This window comes from Solwaraspora sp. WMMD791 (assembly GCF_029581195.1).
Taxonomy (GTDB): domain Bacteria; phylum Actinomycetota; class Actinomycetes; order Mycobacteriales; family Micromonosporaceae; genus Micromonospora_E.
In genome coordinates this window covers 2,845,329-2,862,628 of the sequence record NZ_CP120737.1, presented here as the reverse complement: position 1 = coordinate 2,862,628, position 17,300 = coordinate 2,845,329, and the positions used below count along the sequence as shown (strand labels likewise).

General features: G+C 72.9%; 14 protein-coding genes. 10 read left to right on the top strand and 4 right to left on the bottom strand.

Annotated features, from left to right (window positions below):
• Nucleotides 1–34 precede the first annotated feature (34 nt).
• The 6 genes from O7623_RS12610 to pyrE all read left to right on the top strand — a co-directional run bounded on the left by O7623_RS12610 (nucleotide 35) and on the right by pyrE (nucleotide 7,335).
• Nucleotides 35–847 (top strand): creatininase family protein, encoded by an 813-nt coding sequence (locus tag O7623_RS12610; RefSeq protein ID WP_282228805.1) that lies wholly within the window; start codon nucleotides 35–37, stop codon nucleotides 845–847.
• Between the two features lie 64 nt (nucleotides 848–911).
• A complete protein-coding gene (locus O7623_RS12605) occupies nucleotides 912–1,544 on the top strand; it encodes a cyclase family protein (RefSeq protein ID WP_282228804.1) in 633 nt (210 codons plus the stop codon).
• Between the two features lie 20 nt (nucleotides 1,545–1,564).
• A complete protein-coding gene (locus O7623_RS12600; protein WP_282228803.1) occupies nucleotides 1,565–3,097 on the top strand; it encodes a gamma-glutamyltransferase in 1,533 nt (510 codons plus the stop codon).
• On the top strand, nucleotides 3,097–5,079 hold the full coding sequence (locus O7623_RS12595; RefSeq protein ID WP_282228802.1) for an FAD-dependent oxidoreductase: 1,983 nt from the start codon (nucleotides 3,097–3,099) through the stop codon (nucleotides 5,077–5,079). Before O7623_RS12600 ends, O7623_RS12595 begins: the two co-directional genes overlap by 1 nt.
• Nucleotides 5,076–6,698, top strand: coding sequence for an amidohydrolase family protein (locus O7623_RS12590; RefSeq protein WP_282228801.1), 1,623 nt, complete (start codon nucleotides 5,076–5,078; stop codon nucleotides 6,696–6,698). Before O7623_RS12595 ends, O7623_RS12590 begins: the two co-directional genes overlap by 4 nt.
• A 115-nt stretch (nucleotides 6,699–6,813) precedes the next feature.
• The gene (gene pyrE, locus O7623_RS12585; RefSeq protein ID WP_282228800.1) at nucleotides 6,814–7,335 is read left to right on the top strand and encodes an orotate phosphoribosyltransferase; all 522 of its coding nucleotides are present in this window, start codon (nucleotides 6,814–6,816) and stop codon (nucleotides 7,333–7,335) included.
• A gap of 18 nt (nucleotides 7,336–7,353) precedes the next feature.
• On the opposite strand, the gene O7623_RS12580 is transcribed toward pyrE, so the two are convergent.
• A complete protein-coding gene (locus O7623_RS12580) occupies nucleotides 7,354–8,190 on the bottom strand; it encodes an SDR family oxidoreductase (protein WP_282228799.1) in 837 nt (278 codons plus the stop codon).
• A 95-nt stretch (nucleotides 8,191–8,285) separates the two neighbouring features.
• On the opposite strand from O7623_RS12580, the gene O7623_RS12575 reads away from it, so the two are divergent.
• Nucleotides 8,286–8,891 carry a TetR/AcrR family transcriptional regulator gene (locus O7623_RS12575; RefSeq protein WP_282228798.1) on the top strand — a complete coding sequence of 202 codons (606 nt, stop codon included), beginning with the start codon at nucleotides 8,286–8,288 and terminating at the stop codon, nucleotides 8,889–8,891.
• A gap of 124 nt (nucleotides 8,892–9,015) precedes the next feature.
• Here O7623_RS12575 and O7623_RS12570 read toward each other — a convergent pair whose 3' ends face one another.
• Nucleotides 9,016–9,258, bottom strand: coding sequence for a hypothetical protein (locus O7623_RS12570; RefSeq protein WP_282228797.1), 243 nt, complete (start codon nucleotides 9,256–9,258; stop codon nucleotides 9,016–9,018).
• 284 nt (nucleotides 9,259–9,542) lie between these two features.
• On the opposite strand from O7623_RS12570, the gene O7623_RS12565 reads away from it, so the two are divergent.
• Nucleotides 9,543–10,613, top strand: a complete 1,071-nt coding sequence (locus tag O7623_RS12565) for a TauD/TfdA family dioxygenase (RefSeq protein WP_282228796.1) — start codon at nucleotides 9,543–9,545, stop codon at nucleotides 10,611–10,613.
• A gap of 191 nt (nucleotides 10,614–10,804) precedes the next feature.
• On the opposite strand, the gene O7623_RS12560 is transcribed toward O7623_RS12565, so the two are convergent.
• Together O7623_RS12560 and O7623_RS12555 are read right to left on the bottom strand one after the other, a co-directional pair.
• Nucleotides 10,805–13,009, bottom strand: a complete 2,205-nt coding sequence (locus O7623_RS12560; RefSeq protein ID WP_282228795.1) for a cytochrome P450 — start codon at nucleotides 13,007–13,009, stop codon at nucleotides 10,805–10,807.
• A gap of 257 nt (nucleotides 13,010–13,266) precedes the next feature.
• Complete coding sequence (locus O7623_RS12555) at nucleotides 13,267–14,328, bottom strand: NAD(P)-dependent alcohol dehydrogenase (RefSeq protein WP_282228794.1); 1,062 nt, start codon at nucleotides 14,326–14,328, stop codon at nucleotides 13,267–13,269.
• Between the two features lie 94 nt (nucleotides 14,329–14,422).
• Here O7623_RS12555 and O7623_RS12550 point away from each other — a divergent pair, with 94 nt between their 5' ends.
• Complete coding sequence (locus O7623_RS12550) at nucleotides 14,423–15,892, top strand: aldehyde dehydrogenase family protein (protein WP_282228793.1); 1,470 nt, start codon at nucleotides 14,423–14,425, stop codon at nucleotides 15,890–15,892.
• The gene (locus O7623_RS12545; RefSeq protein WP_282228792.1) at nucleotides 15,889–17,148 is read left to right on the top strand and encodes a helix-turn-helix domain-containing protein; all 1,260 of its coding nucleotides are present in this window, start codon (nucleotides 15,889–15,891) and stop codon (nucleotides 17,146–17,148) included. The genes O7623_RS12550 and O7623_RS12545 overlap by 4 nt, the downstream gene beginning before the upstream one ends.
• Nucleotides 17,149–17,300: the final 152 nt, after the last annotated feature.

Sequence of the window (17,300 nt, the reverse complement as noted above, 5' to 3'; positions counted from 1 at the left end):
TTTTCGACCCCGTCCATGTACCGAGAGGAACACCGTGTCCGACCCGTCCCACACCGACCTCGACCGGGCGGCGCTCGCCGCCGAACTCGGCGGCCCCGGCACTCCGGTCGCCTGGGCCGATCTGACCTGGCCGGAGGCCGGCCAGACGGCGACCATGGTCGACGCGGTGATCATCCCAGTCGGTGCCACCGAACAGCACGGCCCGCACCTGCCGCTCGCCGTCGACACCCTCATCTGCGACGCGGTCGCCCGCGACGTCTCCGCGCTCACCGGCGTACCCGTGGTGCCGCCGATCGGCTACGGCGTCTCCGCCTCGCACGGCGACTTCGCCGGCACGATCGCGCTGCGGCCGGAAACCCTCATCGCCGTCGTCGAAGACGTCATCGACTCGCTGCACGCCAGCGGTGTCCGGCAGTTCATCCTGCTCAACGGGCACATCTGGAACGCCGGGTCGCTCGACGTCTCCGCCGAGAAACTGCGGGTACGTCACCGCGACGCGCGGGTGCGGGCCCTGGCCTACGTGACCATGTACCCCGGGCCGGAGGTCGACGGGCACGTCTACTACGGCCGCGGCCTGATGCACGCCAACTACTTCGAGACTTCGGTGATGCTGCACCTGCACCCGGACCTGGTCCAGATGGAGAAGGCCACCTCGCACCGGGACGTCGACTCCTTCTGGGACTACCGGATGGACCAGGTCAGCGACACCGGCGTGTGGGGCCGCGACGTCGCCGACGCCACCGCCGAACACGGCCGCGCCGAGTTCGACCGCTGCGTGGCCACCACCGCCCGGGCCGTCGCCGCCGCCGTCCGCGAACCCTGGCCCGACCCCACCCACCGGCCCTGACCGTCGCGCCGGCCCTGACCGTCCCGCCACGCCCTGCCCGTCCCGCCACGCCCGGAGGACCCGCGTGAAGATCTACGACATCACCCTGCCGATCCATCCGAAGATGCTGCACTGGGGCCGTAAGCCCGAGGTGGAGATCGTCGAGTCGCTGGCCAACGGCGACGCCTCCAACGTCACAAGGTGGCGGCTCGGCGCACACACCGGCACCCACGTCGACGCCCCCGCGCACTTCGTCGACGGTGCCACCCCGATCGACGAGGTCGCCCTGGAAACCCTGGTCGGCCCGGCGATCGTCGCCGACCTGACCGGTGTCGACGGTGACGTCACCGTCGACGACCTGGTCGCCGCCGGTGTCGCCGGAGCGTCGCGGGTGCTGCTGAAGACCAGCAACTCCGCCGGCCCGCTGCGCGAGACCGAGCGCGCCGATTCCTGGGTCGGGCTCTCCCCGGAAGCCGCCCGCTGGCTGATCGACCAGCAGGTCGCGTTGATCGGCATCGACTACCTGACCATCGAGAGCCACCGGCGCACCGACACCTGGGACGCCCACCACGCGCTGCTCGGCTCCGGCGTGATCATCCTGGAGAACGCCGACCTGGACGCCGTACCGCCGGGGGAGTACGAACTGGTCTGCCTGCCGACGAAGCTGGTCGGTGCCGACGGGGCGTTCGCCCGTACCATCCTGATCCAGCGCGGCTGACCCCGGCGAGACTGATCCGCATGTCGACCGAGATCGCGCTCGCCGCACCACACCCGTCCGCGTTGGACGCCGCCGCCGACGTGGTGGCCGCCGGAGGTGGCGTCGTCGACGCCGCCCTCGCCGCCGCTGCCGCGCTCACCGTCGCCTACCCGCACCAGTGCTCGGCCGGTGGTGACCTGACCGCCCTGGTCCGCACCCCCGACGGCCGGGTCCGGGCGGTGCTGTCGATCGGTGCGGCCGCCGCCGGCATCGACGTCGCGGCGCTGCGCGCCGCAGGGGACCGGATGCCGCCAGGTGGGCCGTTCACCGTCACCGTGCCCGGTGTCGTCGCCGGCTGGGCCGCGCTGGCCGGCCTCGGCGGCCAGTTGCCACTGGCCCGGGTGCTCGCACCTGCGGTCGAGTTGGCCGTCGGCGGCGTACCGGTCAGCCCCGGTCTGGCCGCGGCGATCCTGCGCCGCATCGACGTGATCCGCGCCGACCCCGGCCTGGCGGCGCTGCTGCTCGACGGCGACGGTACGCCGCTGCCAGCCGGGTCGGTGCTGCGCCAGCCGGCGCTGGCCCGCTCCCTCGGCACCATCGGTGCCGACTGGCGCGACTACTACCAGGGCGAGCTCGCCCAAACGCTGGCCGCCGGGCTGGCCGCCCTCGGAAGCCCGTTGACCGCCGCCGACCTCGCCGGGCACGCCGCCGAGATCACCGACCCACTGCGGTACGCCGCCGCCGGCTCCGAGGTGACCTGGTCGGTCGCCCCGCCGCCGAGCCAGGGGGCCACCCTGCTGGCCATGCTCGCCACAGCGACCGCCACCGCCCCCGCCGACCACCCGTCGGCCGCGCTGACCACCGCCCGGATCGCCGAGCAGAGCCGTGACACCCTGCTCGGTGATCCCCGGACCGGCCCGATCGACCTCGACGGACTGCTGCTGCGCACCGACGCCCCGACCGGGCCGACCCTGCCGACCGGTCCGAAGCCGGCCGGGGACACCGTCGCGGTCACCGCAGTCGGCAGTGACGGCACCGCTGTGACCCTGATCCAGAGCGTGTTCCAGACCTTCGGCGCCGGCATCTGCGAGCCCGGCACCGGCCTGGTGCTGCACAACCGGGGGTCGGTGTTCAGCCTCGACCCGGCCCACCCCGGTCGGCTGCGCCCCGGTGCCCGCCCACCGCACACCCTGTGCCCGGCGATCGCCGTCGGCCCGGACCGGGTGCTCGCACTGGGCTGCCAGGGCGGCCGGGCCCAGCCGTGGATCCTGGCCCAGGTCGCCGCCGACGCGCTGACCACCACCGACCCGGCCGGACTGTTGGCCCGGCCCCGGTGGGTGATCGGTGCCCGCGACGTCGGCCAGGACCGGCCCAGCCTGCTGCTGGAGCCCGACACCCCGGACGCCGCCACGCTGCGCGCCACCGCCGGCGACCTCGACCTGCAGGTGGTCCAGGTACCGCAGCGTCACGACGACGCCGGGCACGTGCAACTGGCCCGGCTCACCCCGGCCGGCCTCGACGCCGCCAGCGACCCCCGCGCCGACGGTGCCGCGCGGGTGCTGCGGGGCGGCTGATGGACCCCACCGAATCGGCGGCGGTGCTCGCCGCCCCGTACCGACTCGGGCCGGTCGGGCTGCGGTCCCGGATCGTCAAGGCACCCACCTCGACCGGCGCGGCCGACCCGGGTGGGTTCGCCCAGCCGTGGCACCGCGACCACTACGGTCGGGTCGGCCGAGGCAGCGCGTTGACCATCGTGGAGTTCACCGCGATCGACGACGACACCGCTCGTGGCTTCCCCGGTCACCTCAGCATCGCCAGCGACGACCACGCCGCCGCGCTCGCCGCCGTCGCCGAACGGATCGTCGCCGCCGGGTCGGTGCCCGGTCTGCAGATCGCCCACGCCGGCCGACAGCGCACCCTGCCCGGCGAGGCAGTGGCCGCCTCGGAGGTGCCCTGGCCGACCATCGAACGCCGCCTCGGGCTGCGCCCGCGCGCGATCACCGTCGACGAGATCGCCGAGGTCGTCGCCGGGTTCGCCCGGGCCGCCGACCGCGCCGCCCGGGCCGGATTCCGGGTCGTGGAGATCCAGGCCGCCAACGGCTACCTGCTCGCCGGGTTCCTGTCGCCGCAGACCAACCGCCGTACCGACGGCTACGGTGGCGACCCGGCCCGGCGACGCCGCATCCTGCTGGAGGTCGTCGCCCGTTGCCGGGCCGCGCTGCCGCCCGAGGTGGCGCTCACCGTACGGCTGTCCGATCTCGACCACGAACCCGGCGGCCAGGTCCTCGCCGAGACCGCCGCCCTGGTGCGCACCCTGGCCGCCGCCGGTCAGGTCGACGCGGTGCACGTCTCGTCCGGCAACCACGAGACCCGGGTACGGCAGGTGCCGCCGGCCGCCGTACCGCCCGGTGCCGCCTGGCGGTCGGCCGGTGAGCTACGCGGGTACGGACTGTCCGTCATCGCCTGCGGTGGGGTGACCGACCCGGCGCAGGCCGCCACGCTGATCCGCGACGGCACCGCCGACCTGGTCGCGCTCGGCCGGGCCTTCCTCGCCGACCCCGACTGGGCGGCGAAAGCCCTGGCCGGCGCCGCCGACCGGATCCGCCCGTGCGTACGCGGCAACGACGGCTGCCACGCCCGCGCCGCTCTGGTCGGCCGTCCGGTCGCCTGCACCGTCAACCCGACGCTGAGCCGGCTGCCCGCCGGTCCGGCGTCGAGCCCGACCCTGAGCCGGCCGCCTCGCACCCTGTCGCCCCGGCCCGCACTGGACCGGTCGGTGATCGTCGCCGGGGCCGGACCGGCCGGTCTGGAAGCCGCCCACACACTTGCCGGGCACGGCCACCGGGTCCGGCTGTACACCGGCGGCCGGCTCGGCGGCGCGCTGCGGGACGCTGTGGACACCGGTGTGCACGACAGCTTCGCCCCGTACCTGCGCTGGTTGACGGCCCGGGTGGCGGCCAGCGGCGTCGAGGTCGTCGACGCCCCGCTGCACCCCGGCGAGCTGAGCCGGGGGTGGGCCGGGCTGCTCGTCGCCACCGGCAGCGATCAGCGGCTGCTGCCTGGTGCCGTACCGGCGCTCGACGTCCTGCGCGGCACGGTGCCGCCGCCGTCCGACGGCCCGGTGGTGGTGATCGGCGCCGGCCGGACCGGCACCAGCACCGCCGCCGCGCTGGCCCGCCGGGGTGCCGACGTCACCCTGATCGGCGACACCACCCGGGTGCTCGACACCGAGCCCCCCGACGACCCACCGACCTGGACCGACCTGCTCGCCGACCTCGGCGTCCGGCTCGTTCTCGGCGGCCGGGCCAGGATCACCGAGGAACGGCAGGTGCAGGTGAACGGAGAGACCGTGCCGGCCGGACTGATCGTCGCGGCGATCGGCCGGCGGCCCCGACACGACCTGTACGACGCGGCGGCCGAGGTCGCCGCCGGCCGTCCCGTGCTGCGCTGCGGCGACGCGCTGCGTCCGGCACGGCTGCACGACGCGGTGCACGCCGGAGCGGACACCGCCCGGAGCCTGCACGAAACGCTCGCCACCCGGCAGGTGACATCGTGACCGGCGGTGACCTGCTCGTCGTCGGCGACGTGCACACGATGGACCCGACCGCGCCGCGCGCCGAGGCCGTGGCGGTGCGCTCCGGTCGGATCGTCGCCGTCGGTGACCTGCGCGCGGTCCGCGACGCCGTCCCCACCGGTACGCCGCACCTCGCCCCGCCCGGCGGGGTCGTGCTGCCTGGCTTCGTCGACAGCCACGTGCACCTGATCTGGGCCGGCCGGGCCGCCGCCCGTGTCGGCCTGGACGACGCGACCAGCGTCCGCGACATCTGCGACCGGATCACCCGGTACGCCCGCCGGTACCCCACCCGTCGGTGGATCGAGGCCGACGCCGGCTTCGACCCCGGTGACCTGGCCGAACACCGGTTGCCGTCGGCCGCCGAGCTGGAAGCCGCCGCCCCTGGTCGGCCGGTGCTGCTGGACCGGAAGGGCCACGACGGCATCGCCAACCTGACCGCGTTGCGGCTGGCCGGGATCACCGCCGCCACCCCGGACCCGCCGGGTGGACGGATCGACCGGTACGCCGACGGCACCCCGACCGGGCTGCTCGTCGAGCATCCGGCGGTCGCCCTGGTCCGTGCGGTGATTCCGGAGCCGGACCAGCGGACGAGGATCGACTGGATCACCGCCGGCCAGGCGGAACTGCTCGCCCATGGCATCACCACCGCCGTCGATCCGGCGGTGCCGGCCGCCGAACTGGCCGCGTACGCGACGGCCGGGCGGTCCGGTGCGCTGCGGCTGCGTACCGTCGCGATGCCGCTCGGCGGCGACGACGTGGACGACGCGCAGTTGCGACGTACCCTCGATGAACTTGATCTTGATCGGGTCGCACCCGGGCTGCTGCGCGCCGGGCCGACGAAGCTCTTCCTCGACGGCGGCGGCTCGCTCGGCACCGCACTGCGCTCGTCGCCGTGGCCGGGCACCGACGGCTACCACGGCAACCAGAGTCTGCGCACCGAGACGCTGCGGGCACACTGCGTGGCGGCGGCGGCGCACGGTCGGGGCGTCGGCGTGCACGCCGTCGGCGACGCCGCGATCGACCTGACCCTGGCGGTCTTCGCCGAGGTCGCGGCCGGTACGCCGATCGCCGGACTGGGCTTCCACCTGATCCACGCCTACCTCGGGCCCGGACCGGAGGCGATGGCGACCGCGCGGCGGCTCGGCGTGCCGGTGTCGGCGCATCCGGCGCTGCAATGGGCGTTCGGGCTCAACCTGATCGAGCGGCTCGGTGAGCCAGCGGCCGCCGCCGCGAACCCGCTTCGGGCCTGGTTGGACGCCGGGGTGACGGTCGGCGGCGGCTCCGACGGACCGGGTCCGCCGATGTCGGTGCTGCACGGCATCTGGCAGGCCCGCACCCGTCGGGTCCGGGGCCGCGACGAGCCACTCGGGCCGGACCAGGCGGTCAGCGCCGCGCAGGCGCTGGCGCTGTTCACCACCGGCGCGGCGCAGGTGGCCGGCAACCCGGGGGCCGGCTGGGGCGGCGGGGTGCTGCGGGTCGGTGAGCCGGCGGACCTGACCCTGCTCGACGTCGATCCGCTCACCCCGGACGCCGACGCGCTGCCCGCCGGCACCGTGCTGGCCACGGTGGTGGCTGGTGGAATCCGCTACACCGCAGGCTGAGGCTGCCTCTTACGCCGACCTCGACGACTGTTGACCACGTCGCCCAACTCTTCAGCCCTTACCGAGGCCGCTGCCTGCGTCAGCGACGGGCCCGCTCGGCTGGGACGATGCCAGGGTGGACATTGCGGATCCGGCCCGCCGGGTCGACGCCACCGCCCGGCTGACCGGCCGGTTCGTGTTGCGCTCCGGGCGGGTGGCCGACGAATACTTCGACAAGTACCAGTTCGAGGCTGATCCGGTCCTGCTCGACGCGCTGGCCGAGCGGATGGCGGCGCTGGTGCCGGCGGAGACCGAGGTGCTCGCCGGGCTGGAAATGGGTGGCATCGCGGTGGTGACCGCCGTGGGCCGCCACACCGGGCTGCCGTGCGCCTTCGTGCGAAAGACGGCGAAGGAGTACGGCACCGCCCGGCTGGCCGAAGGCGCGGCGGTAGTCGGCCGCCGGGTGCTGGTCGTCGAGGACGTGGTCACCTCCGGCGGGCAGGTGGTGAGCTCCACGCGCCAACTGCGTGAGCTCGGTGCCGTGGTCGACGCCGCGCTGTGCGTGATCGACCGCCAGGAGGGTGGGGCATCGGCGTTGGCCGCCGAGGGCATCCGGCTGCGGTCGCTGCTGACCCGCGCCGACCTCGACCGCTGCTGACCATGTCCCCGGCGGCCGTCACGCCGCTGTGTTGCTGGCGCTGTCTGTCGTGGCAGTGTCGTACCGGGCATTGATCCGGCCCATCATCTGGACGGCCTGCCGGCGATTGAGCAGCCGGGCACCGTGGGCGGCCAGCCGGTTCAGCCGGCCCGAGACCACGCTCGGCGGGCCGTTGCGTCGTCCGAGGGCGCGCAGCGCCGTCGCGACCACCTCGGACGCCGTCTGCGCGGGCAGCGGGCCGTTGACCTCGTCGGTGCCGAGCACCTCGAAGAACTCCGTCTGGACGACGCCGGGGGTCAGTGCCAGCACCCGCAGGCCGGTGCCCTGGCTCTCGTACCAGAGGGCTTCGGTGAAGTGCAGCACGAACGCCTTCGTTGCCGCGTACACCGCCAGGTTCGGGCTGGGTTGGTAGCCGGCGAGACTGGCGACGTTGATCAGTACGCCGTTGGCGGCGGTGTGCAGCTGGCCGATGAAGGCCCGGCTGATGTCGACCACGGCCGTGACGTTGACCGCGATCTCGTCCCGCAGTCTGTCCGGGTCCTCCCGGTGGAACGGGCCGGCGGTGCCGAAGGCGGCGTTGTTGACCACGCTCGTCACCGTGATTCCTCGGCTGTTGGTCTGCTCCGCGAGCCGCTCGCCGGCCCCGGGCAGGCTCAGATCTGCCGGGAGCACCTCGACCCGAACCCGGTGCGCTGCGGTCAACTCGGTGGCCAACCGGTGCAGGCGCTCCTCACGGCGGGCGACGAGCACCAGGTCGGAGCCGCGCGCGGCGAACTGGCGGGCGAACTCGGCACCGATGCCGGAGCTCGCGCCAGTGATCAGGGTGGTCTGGTCGCGGTAGTCGACGGGCGGCATGCCATCTCCTCGAAGCCGATGTTTCCTGCACTCTATCCGCAATCTGCACTCAGTGCAATACATGTTTCAAGTGCAAGATGGGTACGCTGTGCTGCATGGTTGACGAGGCGGCTCCCCAGGAAGGGCTGCGGGACCGCACCCGTCGGGCGGTCCGCGCCGAGATCGCGGCGTCGGCGATGCGGCTGTTCCTGGCACAGGGCTACGAATCCACCACGATGGACCAGATCGCCCGCCAGGTCGGTATCTCGCGGCGCTCGCTGTTCCACTACTTCGGCACCAAGGAGGACATGGTCCTCGGGGACCACGCCGAACAGGGCGAGATCGTCCGAGCCGCGCTGGCGGCCCGACCTGCCGACGAGGACCCCTGGACGGCGATCCGGGCGGCGTTGAAGACGCTCCTCGAGGCCATGCCGTACTCGTTGCAGGAGTTCCTGCAGATCAACCGCATGCTCAAACAGTCGCCGGCGCTGCGTGCCCGGCACATCGAGAAACAGCAGCAGTGGATCGACGTGCTGGTCCCCGGCATCATGGCCCGGACCGCGTCGACCGCGTCGGACCCGATCGCCGAGCTGCGGGCCGGCGCGGTGGTCGCCGCCGCCATCTCCTGCATGGAGGTGGCCACCACGGCCTGGGTGCGCAGCGACGGTCAACTCGACATCGAAGCCCTCTACGACGACGCGGTCGCCGCCGTCCGCCGCTGAGGGTCGTCCGGCAGCTGACCCGGTGTGCGCCGACCGGGTCGGCTGGGCCGGTTCAACGCCCTACGCGATCTCGGCTGGGCCGGTTCAACGCCCTACGCGATCTCGGCTGGGCTGGTTCAACGCCCTACGCGATCTCGGCTGGCTGGTCCTGCGCTTCACCGCCGCCGACGTGCTCCGGCAGCCAGCTCGGACCATCGGCCACGTTGCCGCCGCTGTACACGACGGCCGGCGAGCAGGAGGATTCCGGTCGGGCGGTAACGGAACGACGGGATGGCTGATCGTATTGCGAGATGGCGTCTCTGTTGACGGCTGGCTGGTGCTGGCTTAGGCTGGACGGCACGACCACATAGCCGCAGGAGACCGCCATGATCCGAGTTCCGCAAGGCTCTGGATTGTTGGTGCGCGGTTACGAGGAGCCGCTGCGGGTCCACCCGCCGCGCGAGGGCATGCGCCCCGGGACCGCTGCCGGGGACCCGCAGACCCCGTTCTGATTCGAGTCCCGTCGACCGCCGCGCACGCGCACGTGTGCGCCGCTGGTACGGCGGGAAGCCAGCCCTGTCCTGAAGCACCGGTGCAACCGATGCCCACCCGCGTCGCACCGGGACACCGGCAACTCTCCCATCAGAATCGACGACCTCGGAGCGCATCATCATGACGACCGCAATCGACCTCGCCCCGATCTCCGGCCCGTCCGCCTGGCGCGGCGACGAGCTGAGCACGTCCACCGAATGGATCTACCACCTCAGTGACGCCGAGCGGACCGAACTGGAGACCGTCGGCCGTCAGTTCGTCGCCGACGACCCCGACCTGCGTACGGTGACCGCCGCCGACTACCCGCTGCCGGTCTGTGCCGGCCTCAACGCCGAGTGCGCCCAGCAGATGGACTCCGGCCGCGGCTTCATCCTGGTCCGCGGGCTGCGCACCGAGGAGTACGGCGACACCCTGGCCGGCGCGATCTTCTTCCTGATGGGGCTGCACCTCGGCGTACCGATGGCGCAGAACCAGATGGGCGACGTGCTCGACCACGTCATCGCCACCTCCAACAAGACCCTCGACGACCCGTCGGCGCTGCCGTCGCGGGTGCGGGACCGGCTGCCGTTCCACTCCGACAGCTCCGACGTCGTCGCGCTGATGTGCCTGCGCGCGGCGAAGGACGGCGGGGCGAGCAGCCTGGTCAGCGGTACCACCATCTACAACGAGATCCTGCGCCGCCGCCCGGACCTGGCGCCGCTGCTGTTCGAGCCGTGGCACTGGGACTGGTACAAGCAGGACCACGACGCCCCGGCGAAGACCTACCTGTCGCCGATCTGCAGCTACGTCGACGGCATCTTCAGCACGTACGCCGGCAGCTCGATGATCTTCTCGGCGCAGGACTACCCCGAGGTGCCCCGGCTCACCGAGGCGCAGATCGAGTTGCTGCACCTCTACGACGAGATCTCCCAGGAGCCCGGCCTGGCGCTGGACATGAACTTCCAGCCCGGCGACGTGCAGTGGCTGCTGAACTACGCCGCCCTGCACTCGCGGACCGGCTACGTCGACTACCCGGAGCCGGAGCGCCGCCGGCACCTGCTGCGGCTGTGGCTCAAGCGCGACGTCGGCCGCCCGCTGGTGGACGGCTTCGGCAAGAACGTGGTCAGCGACCGGGGCGCGGCGGACGTGGTGCCGGGCGGCCGGTTCCGGATCGCCGAGGCGGCCGAGGTGAACCTCGAGTGGGGTAACTGACCACTCCCGGTACGTGGACGGCCCGTCACGCTCCAATGTCGCAGCGTGGCGGGCCGTCCGCATGTCGCCTGGCCATCCGTGCCCATGGCACGAACCCACGAACGTTCGTGACCACGAACCCACGAACGTTCGTGACGTGGAAAGGGGCGGGACCGGTCGACCGGTCCCGCCCCTTCGCCGTACACCTGCGGTCAGAGATCGAGCACCAGGCGGTCGGAGCTGCACCGGCCGACGCAGATCATCATGCTGCGGCCAGCGGCCCGCTCGTCGGCGGTGAGCAGCGAGTCGCGGTGCTCCGGCGTACCGGCCAGCACCCGCGTCTCGCACGCGCCGCAGTACCCCTTCTCACAGTCGTAGGTCAGGCCGGGCACCGCCTCGCGCAGCACCTCGATCATCCGCTTGTCCTTCGGCACCCGCAGGGTGACGCCGGTACGGGCCAGGTGCACGTCGAACTCGGTGTTGGCAGCCGGGTCGAACGGCACCTCCAGGTCGTCGCCGGCGGCGAAGCGTTCCACGTGCAGCTGCGCACTACGTCCGGCGTCGGCGCACACCTGCTCCACCGCGTTGATCATCGCGCCGGGGCCGCAGCAGTAGACGGCGGTGCCGTCGCCGACGCCACCGATCAGCGCGGCCAGATCGGGCAGTCCGGCCTCGTCCTGCGGTAGCAGGACGGCCCGGTCGCCAGCGAGGGCGGCGAGCTCGTCGGCGAAGGCCATCGAGGCGCGGCTGCGGCCGCCGTAGACGACCTGGTACGGCGTACCGCGCCGGACGGCTTCGCGGACCATGGCCAGGATCGGGGTGATCCCGATGCCGCCGGCCAGGAAGAGGTACGCGTCCGCGTCGACCAGCGGGAAGTGGTTACGTGGCCCCCGTACCGTCAGCGTCGCGCCGGCGGTGGCGACGGTGTGCAGCTCGACGGAGCCGCCCCGGCCGGCGGTCTCGCGCAGCACGCCGATGCGGTAGTGCCCGGTCTCGGCCGGGTCACCGCAGAGCGAGTACTGCCGGAGTCGACCGGACGGCAGCCGGACCTCCAGGTGGGCACCGGGTGCCCAGGTCGGCAACGGTGCGCCGTCGGCGGCGGCCAGCCGTACCTCCAGCACCTCGTCGGCGGCCCGGGCGACCGCCTCGACGACCAGATCCCGGTCCCCGCCGGGGCGGGTGGCCACCGGGGCACCTCCGGCCGCCGCGTCGGCGGCGCGGCGGCCGGGGGTGAACACGGCCGGGATGGCGTCCCAGCCGGTCTGGTTCCCCTTGGTGGGGTAGCCGACGAGACCGTCGTCGACGACCTGGTAGTCCGGCAGCCGGGTCAGCACCTGGGTGATCATCTCGCGGAACATCAGCCGGGCCAGGTGCGCGCCGGCGCAGCGGTGGCTGCCGATGCCGAAGCTGAGGTGGCGGGTGGCGTCGCGGTCGAGGCGGACCTGTTCCGGGTCGGGGAAGACCGCCGGGTCGTGGTTGGCGGCGACCCAGGGGATCAGGACCCGCTCACCGGCGCTGACCGGGCAGCCGCCGACCTCCGCGTCGGCACGGGCCGTGCGGGCCATCGACTGCGACGGGGCGAAGACCCGCAGGAACTCCTCGGTGGCGCTGTCGAGCAGGTCCGGGGTGTCGATGAGCCGCTGGCGCTGCTCGGGGTGACGGCTCAGGTGCACCAGGGTGGACCCGGTCAGCGACGTGGTGGTGTCGACGCCGCCGGCGACCAGCAGCCCGATCACCGAGACGAGTTCGTCGACGCTGAACGGTTCACCGTCGGCGCGTCGCTGGGCCGCCAGGTAGCTGACCGCGTCGTCGGCGGGTTCGGCGCGGCGGTCGCGGATCAGGTCCCGGATCCGTTCGTCCAGGTACGCCAGCCCTTGCGCGCCCCGGATGGCGCGGTCGCTGCCGGGCAGAGCGGCGAAGATGTCGTGGATCGGCTTGGCCAGCTTGGCCCAGTCCGACTCGGGGAAGCCGAGCCAGTCCAGGGTGACGGCGGCCGGCAGCGGGTTGGTCAGGTCGCGGACGAAGTCGACGGAGCCTTCGGTGATGAAGGCGTCGATGATCCGGGTGGTGTGCCGGGCGATCATCGGGGCGAGTTTCGCCACCGCGTCCTGGGTGAGCAGCGGGTTGATCAGGTCCCGGTAGCCGGTGGCGGCCGGCGGGTCCAGTTCGATCGGGTACTGCTCCAGGCCGGGTCCCCGGGGTATGACGATGGCGGTGCCGTCGCCGCCGGCGGTGGCCCGGGCGGAGGAGAAGGTGTCGTCGTCGCGGGCGACGCGGACCACGTCGGCGTACCGGGTGGTGTAGACGAAGCCGCCGTGCGCGGTGGTCCTCCCGACCGGGCATTTTTCCCGGTACGTCCGGTAGTAGCCGACCGGGTCGGCGTTGCACGTGGCGGAGTGGTGGTCGAAGTCAGTCATGGCGCACGAGCTCCACGGATGCTGGCTACCGCGCGGTGTTTCCCAGCCGCGCCACTGGGTGTCTGTCGCCGAGAGTAATCGGGTTCACATTGCGAGACAATGTTTCACTCTGAGACACCGTAACTCGCCTGGTCTGTCGTGCCAGGGTGGCCGCGTTGCCCCATGATCCCCATGATCCCGACGATCTTGCACTTATCAACGAACATATCGGACAAAAGCTCTCGATATCTGCAAGATCGTCGGGCCGGTGGGGGCGCTCAGAAGGTCAGGACGGCCTTGCCGACCGTACCGCTGCGGACCGCCGCCACCGCCTCGTTGATCTGCGCGAACGGGAAGTAGCTCAGCAGCCGGTCGACCGGGAACCGGCCGGCGGTGTGCAGATCCAGCAGCCTCGGCAGGAACACCTGGGGCAGACTGGCGCCACCGATGATGCCGGTGACGCTGCGCCCGTTGAGGATGCTGCGCCAGTCGAAGCTCATCTGCTCACTAGGGCCGACCCCGACGATCCCGCACCGGCCCAGCGGGCCCAACGCCTCGACCGCGGTCCGCGCCACCTCTTCGCGGCCGGTGGCGTCGATGGTGAAGTCGAAGCCGTGCGGTGCGATCGCGGCCAGCAACTCCCTGGTGTCGCCGGTGCGCGAGTCGACGCCGTGGGTGGCACCGAGCAGCCGGGCGGTGTCCAACTTGTCGGCGTTGACGTCGACGGCGGCGATCGTCGAGCAGCCGGCGACCCGGGCGGCCAGGATCGCCGCGACGCCGACCGCGCCCGCACCGAACACGGCGATCGTCGACCCCACCGGTGGCCGGAGCACGTTGAGCACCGCGCCCGCGCCGGTGCCGAACCCGCAGCCGAACGGTCCGACCAGGCGTAGGTCGATCTCCTTGCTGATCGGCACCACCGCGCGGGCGGGGGCGACGACGTGACTGGCGAACGCCGACTGGCCGAGGAAGTGGCCGTTGACCGGTTCGCCGTCGCGCGACAGGGCGCTGCTGCCGTCGGGTCGGCGGCCGGTGAAGTTGACCGCGTCGAAGCTGCGGCAGTAGGCCGGGCTGCCGGTCAGGCAGAGCGAACAGGTGCCGCACGAGGTGAAGCTCATCGCGACGTGGTCGCCGACCGAGATCCCGGTGACCCGTTCGCCGACCTGTTCGACCACGCCGGCGCCCTCGTGGCCGAGGACGGCGGGGGTGGGGAAGAAGGTGGCGAACTCCAGGTCGGTTCCGCAGATGCCGACGCTGTGCACCCGCACCAGTACCTCGTCCGGACGAGGTTCGGCCAGCTCGACCTCCTCGAGGGTGAACGGGCCCCCCGCGTTGTTCACAACCGCCGCCGTGATACGCACACGACCTCCCCGATGACTCACAAAGCGAGACTGCATCTTGACATGCGGAACATGAAGGGTCAAGGATTCCACCATGGCTGACCTGGACATTCCCGCTGCCCGCCAGCTGATCGACGGTGCCTGGGAGGCGGCCGCCGACGGTGGGGAACTCCCCGTGCTCGACCCGGCCACCCGGGAGACGATCCAGCCGGTGGCCCGGGCCCGCGCCGCCGACGTGGACCGCGCCGTCGCCGCCGCCCGCCGGGCAGCCCCCGCCTGGGCGGCCACGTCCCCGAGCGAGCGTGGCGCGATGCTGCGTCGGTGGGCCGACCTGATCGCCGCCCACGTCGAGGACCTCGCCGTCCATGAGGCCCGTGACGTGGGCAAACCCCGTTCCGGTGGCCGGCTCAACATGTACATCGCGCACGGCATCGTCGACTACTTCGCCGGTGCCGCCGACAAGCTCACCGGCGTCACCCTGCCCACCCGTACCCCGGACTACTTCGGCTACACCCGGCCGGAGCCGTACGGGGTCTGCGCCGTGGTGATCCCGTGGAACGTACCGGCGGTGCTGACCGCGGCGAACGTCGCTCCGGCCCTGGCCGCCGGCAACACGGTGGTGCTCAAGCCCTCGGAGATCGCACCGCTGGCACCGTTCGCGTTGGCCGAGCTGGCCCGACGGGCCGGCCTGCCGCCCGGGGTGCTCAACGTCGTCACCGGGCTCGGGCCCGAGGCGGGGGTGGCCCTGACCGGGCATCCCGACATCGACCACATCAGCTTCGTCGGCTCCACGGTCACCGGCCGCGCGGTGATGCGGGCCGCCGCCGAGCATCTGGTACCGGTCAAACTCGAACTCGGCGGCAAGTCGCCGAACGTCGTCTTCGCCGACGCCGACCTCGACGCCGCGGTGCCGGCGATCGTCGCGTCGATCACCGAGAACGCCGGGCAGAACTGCTACGCCGGATCCCGCCTGGTGGTGCAGGAGTCGATCCGCGCCGAGGTGGTCGAGCGGGTCGCCGCCGCGATGGCGCAGGTCCGGGTCGGCTCCTGGGACCAGGATCTCGACATGGGTCCGCTGGTCAGCCAGGCGCAGTACGAGCGGGTCCGGGACTTCCTGACCGAGGCCCCGGCGGCCGGGGCGCGTCTGGTCACCGGCGGGGCGTCGGCGGCGTCCGGGTCCGGCGACGGCTGGTACGTCGCCCCGACGGTCTTCGACGGGGTCGACTCGTCGATGCGGCTGGCCCGCGAGGAGGTCTTCGGCCCGGTCCTGGCGGTGCAGAGCTTCCGGACCGCCGAGGAAGCGGTGTCGATCATGAACGGCACCGACTTCGGTCTGCTGACCTGCATCTGGACCTCGGACGTGTCCCGCGCCCTGCGGATCGCCGGACAGGCCCGCAGCGGCCAGGTGGCGGTCAATCAGTTCCACGACGCCGGGGTGATCGGGTTCCCGTTCAACATGCAGAAGGAGAGCGGGTTCAGCCGGGGCGGCGGGTACGCGGCGCTGCGTGAGTACACCCAGGAGAAGGCCGTCGCGGTCCGGCTGCTCGATCGACCACCGACGTGACCGGCCCGGCCGAACGCCCGGTGCCGGCCCGGCCACGGCTGTCGGTGGCGGCCGAGCCGGACCCGGAGCAGTTCGCCCAGTGGCTGACCGATCTGGCCTTCGGCGGTGCCGGCTGGCCGGTGCTGCTGGCCCGGCTGGCCGAGGTCGCCGGCACCGGGGCGCGCCTGGTCGGCCCGACCGGGGACCTGCTGGCCGACAGCGGCGACAGCGGCCGGGACGATGGTGCAGGGGGATCGGGTAGCGGGGTCGACCGCCGCCGGGGCGGCTGGCCCGGTGGGCGGGTGGCGGATCCCGAGCTGCTCGGTGCCGAGCGGGTGCGGTGCACCGACGGCTGGCTCGGTCGGGTGGTACCGGTCGGGACCGGCAGTCGGCGAATCGGCGTACTGCTGCTGGCCGAGCCGGTCGACGGTCGCCAGATCGACTATGGCCGGGCCGCCGTCACCGCGCTGCTGATCGAGGCGGTACGCCGTGAGCCGCCGCAACCGCCCGTACCGGTCGGTGCCGAGGCGGTGCTGCGGGCGTTGCGTGACGGCCCCGGTGCGGGAGCCGTGGCCGGGCGCGAGGAGCTGCTGCGGGCCGCCGCCGGGTACGGCTGGCGGCTGGACCAGCCGCACGCGGCGGTCGCCCTGGGCTACACGGGTGCCCAGCGGCGGCGGTGGGCCTCGGCGTTGACCTGGCTGGACCGGCCGGTGCTGACCGAGGACGGGTACGGCTGGACGCTGCTGCACGACGACCCGCAGCGGGAGGTCACCCGGTTGCGCCGCCGGCTGGAGCAGATCGTCGGCGCCGGGCAGGTCCTGGTCGCCTGCGGTCGCGCGGTCGCCGACCCGGGCCGGACGCCGGAGTCGTTCCGCGACGCACGGCTGCTGCTGGGGCTGCTGCTGCGCCATCCGGGGGGCCCGTCGGGGCTGTCGCCGGGCGCACCAGCCGGTGAGCTGCCGTTCGACCGGGCCGGGGTGGCGCAACTGCTGCTGGCGGTGCCTGACGAGCGGCTGCACTGGTTCGTGGACCGCCATCTGGGGCCGATCGCCGGGCGTGACGATCTGCTGCACACCCTGGACCACTGGTTGGCCAGCGGGGGCAGCAGGCAAGCTGTGAGTGAGCAACTGCATCTGCACCGTAACTCGGTGGGTTACCGGGTCGGGTTGATCAAGCGGCTGTTGGGGGTGGATCCGCTGGATCCGTCGACGGCTGCCGTGCTGCGTACCGCGCTGGTCGCGCGGGAGCTGCTGATCACTGCGGCCGGTGCCGGATAACCGCAGGTCGATCGCGATCTTGACGGTCCGCTGGCGGCCCGCGGATCACGGGCACGTTACGTCGCTGAGCCAGTTTCGGTCGAGGCGTTGACAGGCCGCCGGCCCGCAGGCAAAGTACGTCGCTAAGCAACCTGCATCACAATGCAAGACGG